Source organism: Amycolatopsis sp. FBCC-B4732 (assembly GCF_023008405.1).
Lineage (GTDB): Bacteria > Actinomycetota > Actinomycetes > Mycobacteriales > Pseudonocardiaceae > Amycolatopsis > Amycolatopsis pretoriensis_A.
Window position 1 is genome coordinate 7087091 of sequence record NZ_CP095376.1, and the last position, 16074, is coordinate 7103164.

The 16074-nt window shown below is 72.5% G+C and carries 12 protein-coding genes; 1 reads left to right on the forward strand and 11 read right to left on the reverse strand.

Annotated elements, in window-relative coordinates; translation table 11 throughout:
- The first annotated feature begins 4 nt into the window (after window positions 1–4).
- Window positions 5–1102 (forward strand): DNA glycosylase AlkZ-like family protein, encoded by a 1098-nt coding sequence (locus tag MUY14_RS31185; protein WP_247014483.1) that lies wholly within the window; start codon window positions 5–7, stop codon window positions 1100–1102.
- Window positions 1103–1131: 29 nt separating this feature from the next.
- Here MUY14_RS31185 and MUY14_RS31190 read toward each other — a convergent pair whose 3' ends face one another.
- The 11 genes from MUY14_RS31190 to MUY14_RS31240 form a co-directional block, all read right to left on the reverse strand.
- The gene (locus tag MUY14_RS31190) at window positions 1132–1797 is read right to left on the reverse strand and encodes a DUF4097 family beta strand repeat-containing protein (RefSeq protein ID WP_247014484.1); all 666 of its coding nucleotides are present in this window, start codon (window positions 1795–1797) and stop codon (window positions 1132–1134) included.
- A gap of 101 nt (window positions 1798–1898) precedes the next feature.
- Window positions 1899–3002, reverse strand: a complete 1104-nt coding sequence (locus MUY14_RS31195) for a uroporphyrinogen-III synthase (RefSeq protein ID WP_247014485.1) — start codon at window positions 3000–3002, stop codon at window positions 1899–1901.
- The gene (gene nirD / locus MUY14_RS31200) at window positions 2999–3343 is read right to left on the reverse strand and encodes a nitrite reductase small subunit NirD (RefSeq protein ID WP_247014486.1); all 345 of its coding nucleotides are present in this window, start codon (window positions 3341–3343) and stop codon (window positions 2999–3001) included. The genes MUY14_RS31195 and nirD overlap by 4 nt, the downstream gene beginning before the upstream one ends.
- Window positions 3340–5847 carry a nitrite reductase large subunit NirB gene (gene nirB, locus MUY14_RS31205; protein WP_247014487.1) on the reverse strand — a complete coding sequence of 836 codons (2508 nt, stop codon included), beginning with the start codon at window positions 5845–5847 and terminating at the stop codon, window positions 3340–3342. Before nirB ends, nirD begins: the two co-directional genes overlap by 4 nt.
- A 1-nt stretch (window position 5848) precedes the next feature.
- A complete protein-coding gene (locus MUY14_RS31210) occupies window positions 5849–7240 on the reverse strand; it encodes a NarK/NasA family nitrate transporter (RefSeq protein WP_247014488.1) in 1392 nt (463 codons plus the stop codon).
- Entirely contained in the window at window positions 7237–8664 is a 1428-nt protein-coding gene (locus MUY14_RS31215) for an FAD-dependent oxidoreductase (protein ID WP_247014489.1), read from the reverse strand. The genes MUY14_RS31210 and MUY14_RS31215 overlap by 4 nt, the downstream gene beginning before the upstream one ends.
- Window positions 8661–10709 carry a molybdopterin oxidoreductase family protein gene (locus MUY14_RS31220; RefSeq protein ID WP_247014490.1) on the reverse strand — a complete coding sequence of 683 codons (2049 nt, stop codon included), beginning with the start codon at window positions 10707–10709 and terminating at the stop codon, window positions 8661–8663. Before MUY14_RS31220 ends, MUY14_RS31215 begins: the two co-directional genes overlap by 4 nt.
- A gap of 716 nt (window positions 10710–11425) precedes the next feature.
- Window positions 11426–12223: a TIGR02569 family protein gene (locus MUY14_RS31225; RefSeq protein WP_247014491.1), complete on the reverse strand. Its 798-nt coding sequence runs from the start codon at window positions 12221–12223 to the stop codon at window positions 11426–11428.
- Between the two features lie 133 nt (window positions 12224–12356).
- Entirely contained in the window at window positions 12357–13532 is a 1176-nt protein-coding gene (moeZ, locus tag MUY14_RS31230; RefSeq protein ID WP_247014492.1) for an adenylyltransferase/sulfurtransferase MoeZ, read from the reverse strand.
- A 157-nt stretch (window positions 13533–13689) separates the two neighbouring features.
- A complete protein-coding gene (locus tag MUY14_RS31235; protein WP_247014493.1) occupies window positions 13690–14841 on the reverse strand; it encodes a DUF3152 domain-containing protein in 1152 nt (383 codons plus the stop codon).
- Between the two features lie 80 nt (window positions 14842–14921).
- Entirely contained in the window at window positions 14922–15965 is a 1044-nt protein-coding gene (locus MUY14_RS31240) for an alpha/beta fold hydrolase (RefSeq protein WP_247014494.1), read from the reverse strand.
- Window positions 15966–16074: the final 109 nt, after the last annotated feature.

Genomic DNA, 16074 nt, shown 5'->3' on the forward strand with positions numbered 1-16074 from the left:
GCAAGTGGACCGCCGCCAGGTACTCGCCTACCGCATCGCCGAGCACGGCCTGCACCGCACGGCCGGCGACGTCGCCGACCTCGCCGTCGTCAAGGCCGGGCTGCAGGACAGCATGCGCGACACCGCGCTGCTCGCCCTCGTGGCCCGGCTCGACGGCGAAGTGTCCCCAGTGGACGATCCGCGGCTCGTGCTCGCCTGGACGTTGCGCGGCGCGCCGCACTTCCACCTGGACCTGGCCGGGGTGACGCGGGCCCTGGTGCCCCTCGACGACGCGGACGCGCTCGCCCGGATGCTGTGGCAGCGCAAGGAACTGGCGGCGACCGGCCAGTCGGCGACGGAAGTGGTCTTCACGGCGGCGGCCGCGCTGCGCAAGGTCGTCACCAAGCCGATGACGAAGGGCGCGGCGAGCACCGCGGTGACGAAGGCGCTGCCGCCGTCGTTCTCCCGGTGGTGCCGCGGGTGCGGCGCCACCCACATCCAGGAACAGCTGATGCGGATCGCGGCCCCGCACGCGGGTGTCCGCCTGGTCGCGGGCGCCTCCCCGGCGACGCTGGCGCCGCTCGAAGGACGCGGCCGGCTGCGCCGCACCCCGGACCCGGCGGCCGCGGCGAAGGTGGTCGAGGACTACCTGCGGCTCAACGGCCCGGCGTCCCCGGGTGAGGCGGCGGAGTTCGTCGGGACGGCCAAGGCGGTCGTGGACCGGACGTGGCCGGCGGACCTCGCCGAGGTGAAGGTGGACGGACGGCGGAAGTACCTGCCCGAGGCGCAGCTGGCCGCGTTGGAGAACCCGCCGGAACCCGACGTGGTGCGGCTGCTGCCGCCGCTGGACCCCTTCATCCAGGCCCGCGACAAGGCCCTGCTGGTCCCGGATCCCGCGCGCCGCAAGGAGGTCTGGAAGATGCTGGGCAACCCCGGCGTCCTCGTGGCCGACGGCGACATCGCGGGCACCTGGCGCACGAAGGGCAGCGGCGCGAAGCTGACGTTCACGGTGACGGCGTTCGACCCCCTCCGCCCGGCGGTCCGCGAGGACGCCGAAGCCGAAGCGGCGCGGGTGGCGGCGGCGCGGGGGTTCGAGAAGCACGCGGTCACCTGGGTGGGCTGAAGCGCGGCTCCAGCCCACCCTGAGCGCGGTCACCGGGCGGCCGCGTCGATGTCGCCGTACGCCGTGGTCGCGTGGATGGTCAGGGCCGCCGCGCCCTCGGTGTTCTTGAGGGAGTTGCGGATCCGGCCGTACGTCGTGCCGGCGTCGAGGGACGCGGACACGCCGGCCGCCGCGCCGACCGTGATGTCGCCGGCCTGGGTGCTCAGGACGAGGTTGCCGCTCACGGCCTCCGCGATCCGGATGTCGCCCTTGCCGGTGGTGATCTCCGCCGGGCCGGTGAGGCGCCCGACCGAGACGTCGCCGGCGTGGGCGGTCAGGTGCAGGCTCGCGGCCTCGTCGAACACGGCCTCGCCGTGCGCGCCTTCCACGGTGACGTCGCCGAGGCGCCCGACGCCCCGCAGCGCGACGCCGGCGGCCCTGGCCCGGACGTCCGAACCGGCGGGCAGCTTGACGACCACGTCGAGGGAGCCGGACGGGCCGAAGTACTGGTTCCCGGCCGCGCCTTCGATGCGCAGGACGCCGTCGGCGAAACCGACCTCGACCTGCGAAGCGGCCTTCACGTCGCGGCTCTTGGCGGGGTCGGCGGGGCGGACGTCGACGGTGGTCTCGCCCGGCTCGGCGGCGACGAACCGGACGCGGCCGGCGGGGATGTCGAGGACGGTGGCGATCGGGGCGGTGGTGGCGAAGTGCTGCATTTCGGGGCTCCTGAGTGGCTCTGTTCCGGTGATGAAGCCACTTTCACCGGGGCCGCTGACACCGGGTGGCCACCGCGCTGACACGCCCGCTGACACGCCGGTCAGGCCTCGACGGCCAGCCGGTACCCCCGCTTCACCACCGTCTGGACGACCTTCCCGCCGCCCAGCGCAGTCCGCAGGCGGCCGATCGCCGTCTCCACCGCGTGCTCCTCGCCGCCGCCCGGCAACGCCGAGATCAGCTCGCGGCGCGACACCACCCGGCCCGGCGACGCCGCCAGCGCGCGCAGCAACGCCATCGGTGCCGGTGCCACCTCGCGCCAGTCACCGTCCACGATGGCCGCCTGGCCGCGCAGTTCGATCTCCCGGCCGCCCGCGAGGAACCGCGGCGACCGCGTCACCAGCGTCTCGGCCACCGTGCGGGCCAGCGCGCCGATCCGCGCCCGGTGCGGCTGGACCGTCGGCACCCCCAGCGCCGCCAGCGGTCCCGCCGTGATCGGGCCGACGCACGCCGCCACCACCGGGCCCGACAGCGCCGCGACCAGGCCCGGCAGCCGGCCCGTGCGCCGGGCCAGCGCCAGCAGCGAAGCCGCCGCGGGCGCGCTCGTGAACGGCAGCGCGTGGATCGAGCCGTCCAGCACCCCGTCCAGGAGCCGGTCGACCGGGCCCGGGTCCACCGGGCCGACCCAGCGGTACACCGAGATCTCGATGACCTCCGCCCCCGCCGCCCGCAGCGTCTCCACGAAGTACGGCAACGGCTCGCCGTGCAGCTGCACCGCGATCCGCTTCCCCGACACGTCCGCGGCCAGCAGGTGCTGCAGCAGCTCCGCGTTGCTCTCCGACGCCGGTGAGTACGCCTCCGTCAGCCCCGCCGCCCGGATCGCGCCGGTCACCTTCGGGCCGCGGGCCAGCAGGGCGCACTCCGCAAGGCGCGAGAGCAGCGCGTCGCCGAGGCCCCAGCCTTCGGCCGCCTCGAGCCAGCCGCGGAAGCCGATGCCCGTCGTCGCCACCACCGCGTCCACCGGCGCCTCGAGCAGCCCGGCCGTCGCCGCGTGCAGCTCCGTGTCGTCGGTCAGCGGCACGATCCGGATCGCCGGGCCGTAGCGGACGCCCGCCCCCTTGCGCACCAGAAGCGCGCCGAGCTCGTCAGCCCGGCGCGCCGCGGTGATGCCGACCACGAACCCGGTCAGCGGGAGGACATCGGTCACGGGCTCTCCACTTCGACCACGCCCCCTCGCACGCGCACCTCGTACACCGGCACGGACACGTCCTCGGCGTCCAGGCACTGTCCACTGTCGAGCGCGAACCGTTCCTTGTAGACCGGCGACGCGACGACCGGGACGCCACCCGCGTCCCCGACGATCCCGCGGGAGAGCACCGCCGCGCCGCTGCACGGGTCCCAATTGGACAGTGCGTACCAGCGCTCGCCCGGCAGGCGGAAGATCGCCACCTGCACGCCGCCGTCGAGCAGCGCCGCCACCCCGGCGTACTCCGGGACGGCCTCGGCGGCGCAGACCGCCGTCCAGGTTCGCTCGATCGACGTCGTCATCGCCGCACCTCCGGGACACCCAGCATGACCGGCACCTTCTGCTCGCGCTCCGAGCGGAACGAGATCGCCGGGTCGGGCGTGCCCGGCGCGTTGACGAACGACGAGAACCGGGCCAGCTTCTCCGGGTCCTCGAGGACGCCCTTCCACTCGTCGGCGTAGTTGTCGACGTGCTTGGCCATCGCCGCGTCGAGGTCTTCGCAGATGCCGAGGGAATCGTCGACGATCACCGCGCGCAGGTGGTCGAGGCCGCCGTCGAGCTCCTCGATCCACGGCGCCGTGCGCTGCAGCCGGTCGGCGGTGCGCACGTAGAACATCAGGAACCGGTCGATCGTGCGGATCAGCGTCTCGGTGTCCACATCGGACACCAGCAGGTCGGCGTGCCGGGGCGTGGTGCCGCCGTTGCCGCCGACGTAGAGGTTCCAGCCGTTCTCCGTGGCGATGATCCCGAAGTCCTTGCTGCGCGCCTCGGCGCACTCCCGCGCGCAGCCCGAGACCGCCGACTTGAGCTTGTGCGGCGACCGCAGCCCGCGGTAGCGCAGCTCCAGCTCGATCGCCAGCCCGACGCTGTCCTGCACGCCGTAGCGGCACCACGTCGACCCGACGCACGACTTGACCGTGCGCAGCGCCTTGCCGTACGCGTGCCCGGACTCGAAGCCCGCGTCCACCAGCCGCCGCCAGATCAGCGGCAGCTGGTCCACGGTGGCGCCGAACAGGTCGATCCGCTGGCCGCCGGTGATCTTGGTGTACAGCCCGAAGTCCTGGGCCACCTGGCCGATCACGATCAGCTTCTCCGGCGTGATCTCGCCGCCCGGGATCCGCGGGACGACCGAGTACGTGCCGTTGCGCTGCAGGTTCGCCAGGTACCGGTCGTTGGTGTCCTGCAACGTCATCTGCTCGCCACCGAGCACGTGCCCGTTGCCGAGGGTGGCCAGGATCGACGCCACCACCGGCTTGCAGACCGCGCAGCCGCTGCCCGAGCCGTAGCGGCCGATCAGCTCGCTGAACGTCGTGATGCGCGTGGCCTGGACGATCTCGAACAGCTCCGCGCGCGACTGGGAAAAGTGCTCGCACACGGCCTTCGACTGCTCGACACCGGCCGCGCTCAGCAACCGCCCGAGCAGCGGGACGCACGAGCCGCACGCGGTGCCCGCGCGGGTGCACGCCTTGAGCTTGGGCACCGAGTCGCAGCCGTCTTCGTGGATCGCGCGGGTGATCGCGCCCTTGGACACCGCGTTGCACGAGCAGATCTGCGCCGCGTCCGGGAGCGCGTCGACACCCACCGCCGCGCCGCCGCCCGCCGGAGCGAGGATCGCGCCCGGCTCGGCCGGCAGCGGACGGCCGACCAGCGCGCGCAGGGTGTTGTACTCGGTCGCGTCGCCGACGAGCACGCCGCCCAGCAGCGTCTTGCCGTCGTCGGTGACCACGAGCTTCTTGTACGTGCCGGCGACCGCGTCGTTGACGGCGACTTCCAGCGCGCCCTCGGTGCGGGCGTGCGCGTCACCGAACGAAGCGACGTCGACGCCCATCAGCTTCAGCTTCGTGGACGTGTCCGGCTCCGGGAACTCGCCGGCGCCGCCGGTGAGCTGCGCGGCGACGATCTCCGCCATCGCGTACCCGGGTGCCACGATGCCGTAGACGCGGCCGTCGACCGCGGCGCACTCGCCGATCGCGTACACGGCGGGATCGCTGGTGCGACAGGACGAATCCGTCAGCACACCGCCGCGCGGACCGACGTCCAGACCGGACTGCCGGGCGAGGTCGTCCCGCGGCCGGACACCGGCGGAGAACACGACGAGGTCGACGTCGAGTTCGGTGCCGTTGCCCAGCTTGGCGAGCAGCCGCGAGCCGTCGGCCTCGATGGCGTCGGTCGACGTTCCCGTGTGGACGGTGACGTCGAGGTTGGTGATGAGCCGCCGCAGCAGCGAGCCGCCGCCCTCGTCGACCTGCAGCGGCATCAGCCGCGGCGCCATCTCGACGACGTGCGGCGAAAGACCCATGTCCCGCAACGCCTTCGCGGCCTCCAGGCCGAGGAGGCCACCGCCGATGACCACGGCGGACCGCCGGCCGCGGCCGGGCTTGTCGACGGCCGCGGCGCGGATCGAGTCGAGGTCTTCGATGGTCCGGTAGACGAAGCAGCCGGGCAGGTCGTGGCCGGGTACCGGCGGCACGAACGGCCGCGAGCCGGTGGCCAGCACCAAGGCGTCGTACCCGACCGTGGCACCGGACGCCGTGGTGACCGTCTTCGCGGTCCGGTCCACCGAAACGGCCAGCTCACCGAGCCGGAGGTCGACGTGCGGGTCGCCCGCGTAGTCCGAGCCGGGCAGCGCGAGCGCGGCCGGGTCCCAGGTGTCCACGTAGGACGTGAGCGCCACCCGGTCGTACGCCGGGCGCGGCTCCTCGGACAGGACGACCACGTGCCAGTTCCCCGAAGGGTCTTCCGCGCGCACCGCCTCCACGAGCCGGTGGGCGACCATGCCGTGTCCGGCGACGACCAGGGTGGGCATCTCAGACCTCCGCTCCCGCGAGCGCCAGACCGCGCTCACTCGTGGGCTGTTCGGCGGGCTTGCGCAGGTAGACCGCCCAGGTGACGGCGAAGCACAGCCCGTAGAAGACGAGGAATCCGATGAAGGCGGGGACACCGCTCTTGGCGTCGGCGAACGACTGCCGGAAGGCGAGGTTGATGAACAGCCCGCCCTCGGCACCGATCGCGCCGGCCAGGCCGATCAGCGCGCCCGACAGGCGGCGCGCCTTGAGCAGCTCGGCCGTCTCTTCGGCGCCGTTCGCGATCGCCACCTTCGCCTTGGCGCGGAAGATCGCCGGGATCATCTTGTACGTCGAGCCGTTGCCGACGCCGGTGAGCACGAACAACACGATGAACGCGACCGTGAACAGCGCCAGGGACTTCGAGGTCGAGGCGACGATCAGCACGACCGTGGCCAGCGCCATCCCGATGAACGTGAAGAAGGTGATCTTGCCGCCGCCGACCCGGTCGGCCAGCCAGCCGCCGGTCGGCCGCGAGAGCGAGCCGAGCAGCGGGCCGAGGAACGTCACCGCGGCCGCCTGCAGCGGGGTGCGGCCGAACTGGTTCTGCAGCACCAGGCCGAAGGCGAAGCTGTAGCCGATGAACGAGCCGAACGTGCCGACGTAGAGGAACGACATCACCCACGTGTGCGGGTCCTTGACGACCTCGCGCATCGCCTTGGTGTCGCCCTTCATCGTGGCGAGGTTGTCCATGTAGAGGTACGCGCACACGGCGGCGACGACGATCAGCGGCAGGTAGACGAAAAGCACCACCCGCGGCGCGGTCGCGCCCGCCGTGCCGATCACCAGCAACCCGACGAGCTGGATCGCGGCGACGCCGAGGTTCCCGCCACCGGCGTTGAGGCCGAGGGCCCAGCCCTTGTGCTTCTCGGGGTAGAAGGCGTTGATGTTCGTCATCGACGACGCGAAGTTGCCGCCGCCGACGCCGCCGAGCGCCGCGACCAGCAGGAACGTGCCGAGCGACGTCCCGGGGTGCAGCACGACGGCCGCGAGGACCGTCGGGATCAGCAGCAGGACGGCGCTGACGATCGTCCAGTTGCGACCGCCGAACTTCGCCACGGCGAAGGTGTAGGGCAGCCGCATCAGGCCGCCGATCAGCGTCGGCGTCGAGACGAGCAGGAACTTGTCGGCGGCGGAGAACCCGTAGTCCTTGCCCATGAACAGGACGATGACCGACCACAGTGTCCAGACCGAGAAGCCGATGTGCTCGGCCAGCACGGAGAACCAGAGGTTGCGGCGGGCGATCTTCTTGCCCTTCGCCTCCCAGAACTCTTCGTTCTCCGGTTCCCAGTGCTCGATCCAGTGCTTTCCTTGGTGTACCACGGCGTTCTCCTCAGAGCGGGTCGGGTCGGTCATTGCGCCGCGAGCCAGTTGGCGATGCCGCCGACGGTGTCGGTGCACCCGCCACAGCCCGTCGTGGCTCGCGTGGCCCGCGCCAGTGCGGGAGTGTCGGTGGCGCCGCCCTTCCAGGCTTCGATCAGGCGGCTCTTGGTGACGTTGTTGCAGCGGCAGATCACCGCGGCGGCGGGCAGGTCGGCCGGGCTGGCGGCCGGGGTGCTGCCGGTGGGCAGCGCGCGGCCCAGCAGGACGGCGAGCCGGTCGTCGGGCAGCAGCGTGCCGCGGTCGTGGAACTGGGTGATGGTCGCGGCCGCGTCGGGCAGCCCGAGCAGGATCGCGCCGGCCACGCGGTTTTCGCGGACGACGAGCTTGCCGTACCGGCCGCCGGTGGGGTCGTTGAACGTCAGCACCTCGGCGTCGGGGGTACCGGCTTCGAGCTGCGTCTCGCCGAGCGCGGCGAGGTCGATGCCGCGGGCCTTGAGCCGGGTGACGGCGGTCGTGCCGCGGTAGCGGGCGGCCGCGTTCGTGCCGGTCAGCACGTCGGCCAGGACCTCGGCCTGTTCCCACGCGGGCTGGATCAGCCCGGCCGGGGCGCCGGGGTGGCGCGCGCAGTCGCCGAGTGCGTGGATGCGGCCGTCGCTGGTGCGCAGGGTGTCGTCCACGAGCACCGCGCCTTCGACGTCCAGCCCGGCTTCGGTGGCCAGGCGCGTCTCGGCGCGGACACCGGCGGCGACGACGACCAGGTCGGCCGGGACGAGGGTGCCGTCGTCGAGCTTGAGCCCGTCCCCGGGGAGGTAGCGGGCGGCGGTGGCGCCGAACTTGAACGTCACGCCCATGTCGGTGAGCCGGCGGGCCAGCACGTGCCCGGCGGCCGCGTCGAGCTGGCGTTCCATGACGTGGCCCAGCGGGTGCACGACGGTGACCTGGTTGCCGCGCCCGGCCAGGCCGCGGGCGGCTTCCAGACCGAGCAGGCCGCCGCCGAGGACCGCGACGGGCGCGCCGAACCGGGCCGCTTCGAGGATCTTGGCGCAGTCGTCGAGGCTGCGGAAGGCGACCACGCCCGGCCCGGCTTCGAGACCTTCGACCGGCGGGATCCACGGGTTGGCGCCGGTGGCGAGCACCAAGGCGTCGTAGTCCACGCACGCACCGTCGGCGAGTTCGACGCAGCGCTTCTCGCGGTCGATGCGGACCACGTCGACCCCGAGCCGCAGGTCGATGTTGTGGCGCGCGGCCCATTCGTCGTCGTGCAGGCGGACGCTTTCGGCGCTCATCCCGCCGGCGACGACGGCCGAGAGCAGCACCCGGTTGTAGGCGGCGTGCTTCTCGGCGCCGAGCACGGTCAGCCGGACACGTTCGGCGATCGGGTCGCGGCGGCGGATCTCGTCGGCCAGGCGGGCACCGGCCATGCCGTAGCCGACGATGACGACTTCACGGGGGGTCATGCGGCACCATCCACTGTAGACAAGGAAACGGCACACACCTTGAACTCCGGCATCCGGCTGACCGGATCGAGCGCGGGGTTGGTGACCAGGTTCGCGCGCTGCTCACCGGGGAAGTGGAACGGCAGGAACACGACATCGGGCTGGAGGCTCTGGACGAACCGGACCTTCGCGATCGTCTCGCCGCGCCGGGACCGGACCCGCGCGGGATCGCCTTCTTCCAGCCCGGCCCGCTTGGCCGTGTCGGGGTGGACCTCGACGAACGCCTCTGGGACGACGTCGTTCAGCTCGTCGATCAGCCGGGTCTGCGCGCCCGACTGGTAGTGCTGGAGAACGCGTCCGGTGGTGGCCTGCAACGGGAACTCCTCGTCCGGCAGTTCGGCCGGGCCGGTGTACTCGACCGGCACGAACCGCGCGCGGCCGTCCGGGTGGGCGAAGGCGTCGAGGAACATCCGCGGGGTACCGGGGTGGTCGTCCGCCGGCACCGGCCAGTGCAGGGCTTCGCCGTTGCGCAGCCGCTCGTAGCTGACGCCGGAGTAGTCGGCAATGCCGCCCTTGGACGCGATCCGCAGCTCCTCGAACACCGTCTCGGCGTCGACGGGGAACCGGTTTTCCGGCTGTCCCAGCCGTTTCGCGAGTCCGTTGAGGACGTCCAGATCGGACCGGACACCGGGCGGCGGGTCGAGTGCCTTGCGGCGCAGCAGGACCCGGCCTTCGAGGTTGGTGAGCGTGCCGTGCTCCTCGGCCCACTGGGTGACCGGCAGGACGACGTCGGCGAGGGCCGCGGTCTCCGACAGCACGAAGTCGGCGACGACCAGGAAGTCCAGTTCGGACAGCCGATCTTGGACGCGCTGCGAGCGCGGCGCCGAGACGACGACGTTGCTGCCGAACACCATCAGCGCCTTCGGGCCGCCGTCCTGGCCGAGCGCCTCGAGCAGTTCGGTGGCCGAGCGGCCGGGGCCGGGCAGGCTATCGGGGTCGACGCCCCACACACCGGCGACGTACTCGCGGGCGGCCGGGTCGTCGAGCTTGCGGTAGCCGGGCAGCTGGTCGGCCTTCTGGCCGTGCTCGCGCCCGCCCTGGCCGTTGCCCTGGCCGGTGAGGCAGCCGTAGCCGGCGCCGTCCCGGCCCGGCATGCCGAGCGAAAGGGCGAGGTTGATCCAGCCGCCGACGTTCGCGGTGCCGGTGGCGTGCTGCTCGGTGCCGCGCGCGGTGAGGATGTAGGCGTTGCGGGCCCCGGCTAGTTTCTCCGCGGCGAGGCGCATGTCGGCGGCCGACACCCCGGTGACGCGCTCGGCGCGTTCCGGCCACCAGGACGCGACGATCCGCCACACGTCCCCGAAACCGTTGGTGCGAGCATCCACATAGGACTGGTCGAGGTGACCGCCTTCGACGACGGCGTGCAGGATGCCCAGCGCCAGCGCGAGGTCGGTGCCGGGCCGGGGAGCGAGGTGCAGGCTCGCCAGCTCGGCGGTCGGCGTCCGCCGCGGGTCGACGACGATCAGGTCGGTCCCGCGCAGGTGCTGGGTGAACGGCGGCATCGTCTCGGCCGGGTTCGCCCCGGCGAGCAGCACGACGTCGGCCCGCTTGAGATCGGTGACGGGGAACGGCATCCCGCGGTCGGCCCCGAACGCCTTGATCCCCGCGGCGGCGGCCGAGGACATGCAGAACCGGCCGTTGTAGTCGATCTGCGAGGTGCCGAGCGCGACGCGGGCGAACTTCCCGAGCAGGTAGGCCTTCTCGTTGGTCAGCCCGCCGCCGCCGAAGATCGCGACGCCGTCCGGACCGTGTTCGCCGGCGATCCCGGCCAGCTTGCGCGCGACGAAGTCGAGGGCGAAGTCCCAGCTGACGGGCTCGAGCCCGCCGTTGACGCGCAGCAGCGGGGTGGTCAGCCGCTTCGGCGAAGTGAGGAGGCTGCCGGAGGTCCAGCCCTTCTGGCAGAGGCCGCCGGCGTTGACCGGGAAGTCCCGTGGCGTGACGCGGGCACCGTCGAGGCTCATCCCGCACTGCAGCGCGCAGTACGGGCAGTGGGTGTCGACCTGCGGCACGGGCACCTCCTCGGCGGTTCGGGAATGCCCTGACGCTAAGGAGGCCGTGTTACTCGGAATCGACCGAATGTTTCAGGCAGTTGACATTGCGGCGGTGCGCCCGCAGCCCGGCCGGTGAGATCCGCGTCCACGGACCGGGAGTCGGGAGGTCAGCGGCGCCTCCCCGGCCGTGATGGCGACCTGGCGACCTCGGTCACAGCCGTCCTGCTCGAACAGCCGCCGCTCGAACCTCCACGGCGAGGGGTTGAGCGGATCGGGCAGCGTCCGCGCGGCGAACCGCCGATCGACCCGCGACAGCACGGCGCCGACCAGCGCCCGGTCCCGGCGCGGCAGGTCGGCCAGCACCCGAGCGAGGAGCCGGCGAGTGCCGACCGGGTCGCAGTCGGGGTGCGGGGAGGCCGGCAGGGCGGCCGGGTGGCGCGGTCCCAGTCTTCGAGCAGGTCGGCCACGGACCCGGGAGAGCCGCCCGCGGCGGCTTCGGCGAAGGCGAGCTGCCGCTGCGCGCGCCGGGAGAGGTGGGGAATCTTGGCCGGCGGCGGTCCGGCGACGTCGAGTCGCTGGGTGCGGCGCAGGCTTGCCGACCGCCTACGCGGCATGGCCCTTTCGGCAGCGGCTGCTCATGAAGCCAGCATCCCAGGCGGCCGGAGCCCGTCACAAGACAGATCGCGCCGGGCACCCGAGGCGCGATCCCGCGGCGAGGGGCCGGCCCGCCACTCTTACAAAACCCCGCTCACCTCGCGAGCCGCGGCCCGCAACCCGTCCAGCGAAGCCTGCGTCGAGCGCGGGTTCAGGGCGTTCGCCGCCAGCCGGAACAGCACCGCCCGCAACAGCAGCTGCGGCCACTCCGGCAGGTGCGCCCACCGCTCCAGCAGCTCCCGCGTCGCCCCGCCCCACGCCAGCGCGTCCACCGCGACGATCGCGGCGCCGTACTCACCCGGGCGGTAGTACGGCACGAAGTCCACCAGGCCCGGTGCCCCGGTGCCGTCGAACAGCAAGCCCGCCAGCAGTTCGCCGTGCGCCACCTGCGACGGCAGGCGGATCGGACGGCGGGCACCCGCCAGCACCTCGAACCACCGGCCGCCCTTCGTCTCTTCCAGCGGAACCTCGAGTTCCTCCCACGCCACCCGGTCGGCGATCGCGTCGACGTCGCGGCGGGTGGCCAGGAACTCCGGCCGGGGCAGGCCCAGCGTCGCGCGGTGGAGCTTCACCGCCGCCAGCACCGACGCGTCGCCGCGGTGCTCGGGCGTTCCGGAGACGAAGCGGGACGCCGTCCAGCCGCCGACGATCCAGCGGCCGTCGCTGGAGCCGACCGGCTTCGCGACCCGCAGGCCCGGCTCGGCGATGTAGTCGAGGGCGCGGGCGGTCCACAGCGTCTTCGCCTTGTCGGTGACCGGCTTGAGCACGAGGTCGCCGCAGCGCCACGCCGTCGAGTCCGGCAGCGGTTCGCTGGCGTCGTCCAGGCCGCCGAAGGCCGAGCAGACGTGCGACGGAGGGCGTTCGAGGGTTGACCGCACGAGTCTTGACGTTACCCGGCCGGGTGGTCCACGTTCGAGAAGACGCGCTGGTCACACAGTGTTTTGCGACTCGGACGAAACGACGCGAAGGCCGCCCCCGGAAGCCGGAGGCGGCCTTCGCGAAAAGCCACTGTCAGTAGGTCGGCAGGCTCGGATCGATCTGCTTCGCCCACGCCAGGACGCCGCCACCGAGATGGGTCGCGTCCTTGAAGCCGGCCGCGTGCAGGGCGGCGAGTGCCTCCGCCGAGCGGGCGCCCGACTTGCAGTGCAGGACGATCGGCTTGTCCTGCGGCAGTTCCGCCAGCGCCTCGCCCGAGAGGATGCGGTCCTTCGGGATCAGCGTCGCGCCCTTGATGTTGACGATCTCGTACTCGTGCTGCTCGCGGACGTCGATCAGGGCGAAGTTGTCGCCGTTGTCGAACTTGGCCTTGAGCTCGGCCGGCGTGATCGTGCTGCCCGACGCGGCTTGGGCGGCCTCGTCCGAGACGACACCGCAGAACGCCTCGTAGTCGATCAGCTCGGTGATCTTCGGGGTCTCCGGGTCCTTGCGGATCTTGACCTCGCGGTACTTCATCTCCAGCGCGTCGTAGCTGATCAGACGGCCGAGCAGCGGCTCGCCGATGCCGGTGAGCAGCTTGATCGCCTCGGTCACCATGATCGAGCCGATGGACGCGCAGAGCACGCCCAGCACGCCACCCTCGGCGCAGGAGGGGACCATGCCCGGGGGCGGCGGCTCCGGGTAGAGGTCGCGGTAGTTGAGGCCCTTGCCGTTCGGCGCGTCCTCCCAGAACACGCTGACCTGGCCCTCGAACCGGAAGATCGAGCCCCACACGTACGGCTTGCCCAGCAGCACGGCGGCGTCGTTCACGAGGTAGCGCGTGGCGAAGTTGTCGGTGCCGTCGACGATGAGGTCGTACTGCTCGAAGATCTCGAGCGCGTTCGACGAGTCCAGCCGGTCGGTGTGCAGGTGCACCTTGACCAGGGGGTTGATCTCGGCGATCGACTCCTGCGCCGACGCGGCCTTGAGCTTGCCGACGTCGGACTGGCCGTGGATGACCTGGCGCTGCAGGTTCGACTCGTCGACGACGTCGAAGTCGACGATGCCGAGCGTACCGACGCCGGCCGCGGCCAGGTAGAGCAGCGCGGGGCTGCCGAGGCCGCCGGCGCCGATGACCAGGACCTTGGCGTTCTTCAGCCGCTTCTGCCCGGTCACCCCGACGTCCGGGATGATCAGGTGACGGCTGTACCGCGCCACCTCTTCCTTGGTGAGCTCGGCAGCCGGCTCGACGAGCGGCGGCAGTGCTGACATGGGTCCTCCATCTCGCGCGCGGTTCGCGTCCATCCCACTATGCACAACACGCGCAGGCAAACAGACCTTCCCTGATGCCAGATGCTGGGACGGTCTCAAAACTTCTTTCGGGGGTTCCGGGTGGCGGAGCCCCCGGCCCGGGGCGGAGCCCCGGATGTCACGGAGTGGGATTCGGCCAGGCGTTGGGGGTGCAGACGCGCCCGTCCTTGGCCACTTTGCCCTTGTCGCCGCCGGGGATGTCGTTGAGCATCGAGACGTAGTCGTCGGAGACGCCGAACGACTGCTGCATCATCACCGGCGCCGGCTGGCCGTTACCACCGCAGCCGACGTGCTGGTTGCCCAGTGCGTGGCCGACCTCGTGGTTGATGGCGTACTGGCGGTAGCCGGTCATGTCCGCGTAGAACGCCTTCGCGCCGCGCACCCAGCGGGCCAGGTTGATCAGCACCCGGCCCATGCTCTTGCGGTAGCAGGACGCCTCGAAGGTGATCTGGAAGCCGCACGCGTCGGCGCGGTGCGTCGTCTCCGGCGTGGTGAGGCTCACGCGGAACGACGGGTTCGGGAAGTTCGCGTCGACGCGCTGGAGGGCGATCTTGCCGTCCCACGTCCAGCTCTTGGGATCGGACAGCGTGCCCTGGACCGCGGCGGCGAAGGCGTCGTCGCCGGCGTAGCTCGAGGCGTCGATGCCGTCCTCGACCTCGACGGTGTAGGTGTAGAGCTTGCCGCTGCCGACCTTGGGGCCGCTGCCGGGGACCACGTGCCAGCTGCCCCGGCCGGCCTGGGTGAACGGGCTGCCGTTCGGCAGGTCCGCCGTCGGGACCTTGAGGTCGACCGGCTTGGCCGGGTTCTCCGGGATGCCCGCTTCGCCCTCGCCGTCGATGGCGCCGCCGGCCGCGTCGCCGCCCGCCGACTCGACGCCGGGCGCGGCGCTCTGCTCGGCGATCGGCTGGGCCGGGCTGGTGGCCGTGTTGACCACGACGAGCACGGTCAGCACGACGAGGATGGGCAGGGCGTAGACGCGCCAGCCGTAGGTCTTGGTGAGCTTCGCGAGACCGGACTTCGGCGGCGCTTCCTTCGGCTGCTCGCGCGGCGTCTCGACGTGGGGCTTCCAGGAGGCGCTCAGCGGCTCGGCGCTGGTCCGCCGCCCGCCCGGGCGGTAGCGGTCCTCGGTGACGCGCTGCGCCGGCGCCTTCGACGACGGGCGGTACTGCCCGGTGCGCGGCGACTCCTCGGGCTCCGGGGTCCGGCGGCCCGGCGCGCGGTGGGGAGCCCGCCGATCGTCGCCTCGCGCGTCCTGCTTCACCCGGTCCACCGCACCAGGGTGCCACAGCGCCACCGAACCGTTATCGGCGACTGGCTGACCACGCAGGGGTTTGTCCTCACTCGATCGGGCTACCAGGTACCGGCTTCGACGTGCTCCCACATGCCCAGAACGGCCTTGGCGACGACCACCGGACGCTCCATCTGCGCCACGTGCCCGGTCCGCGGGAGCACCAGCAGCCGCGCCCGCGGGATCGCCCGCGCGGTCCGCACGGCCCGCTTCACCGAGATGACGCGGTCCTCCCGGCCCCAGACCACCAGCGTCGGCGCCGTCACCCGCGGCGCGACCGACCACAGCGACGCCTTCCCGAGCGTCGACCAGGCCCGGAAGATGGCGAACGTGCTGCGGGCCATCGCGGGCGCCGCCCAGGTGAAGCCGGCGCGGGCGCCGTGCTCCTCGGTGAGCTCGTCGAGCCGGCTGTCCGGGAACCTCGACGGGTCCGCGAAGCAGAGCTTGATGACCTGTGCGGCGCGTTCACGCGGGCCCAGCGCCGCGAGCTGGGCCCGCACGCGGGCGCCGACCAGCGGCAGGTAGGCGAGCGCCATCCGCGGGTCGGACAGCCGGCGCGGGTCGGGCCGCCGGTCGGGGACCGCCGGCGAGATGAGCGTGAGCGTCTTGACCAGCTCCGGGCGCCGCGCGGCGACGAGCAGCGCGATCGCCCCGCCCATCGAGTTGCCGAACAGGTGCACCGGCCCACCGACCGCGGCCGAGACAGCCGGAGCTTCGCCCCGGGGCGGGGACTCCGCCACCCGCGCCCCCGAAAAACCGGTTTCGATGTGCCGCGCGACCACGTCGGCGTGCGCGTCGAGGGTGAAGTCGAAGCCCGCTTCGGGCTCGGAGTAGCCGAATCCGGGCAGGTCGGGGGCGGTGCCGCCGGCGACCGGGGCGAGCAGCGCGGCCAGGTCGGTCCAGTTCGTCGACGAGCCGCCGAGGCCGTGGACGTACACCGCGGGCACGCCGTCGGGTCCCGGCGTGCGGCGGACGTGGAGCCGCGCGGTCCCGACTTCTTCGAAGGCCGCCGGCCACGGCGGTTTCAACGGCTCGAGAGACGGCAATTCCCTGGTCGACAGGGGCACGTGCGTCAGCGGCGCCCGCGCGGTCACGGCGGTGTTCACGGAACCAGGATGCCCGACCCGTGGCACGGCATACATACCGGCGAGTAATCTTCAGGACGACTTCACGCGGTGGCGACCCCGCCCGTCGAAGGTGTGAAGACGGGAGGAT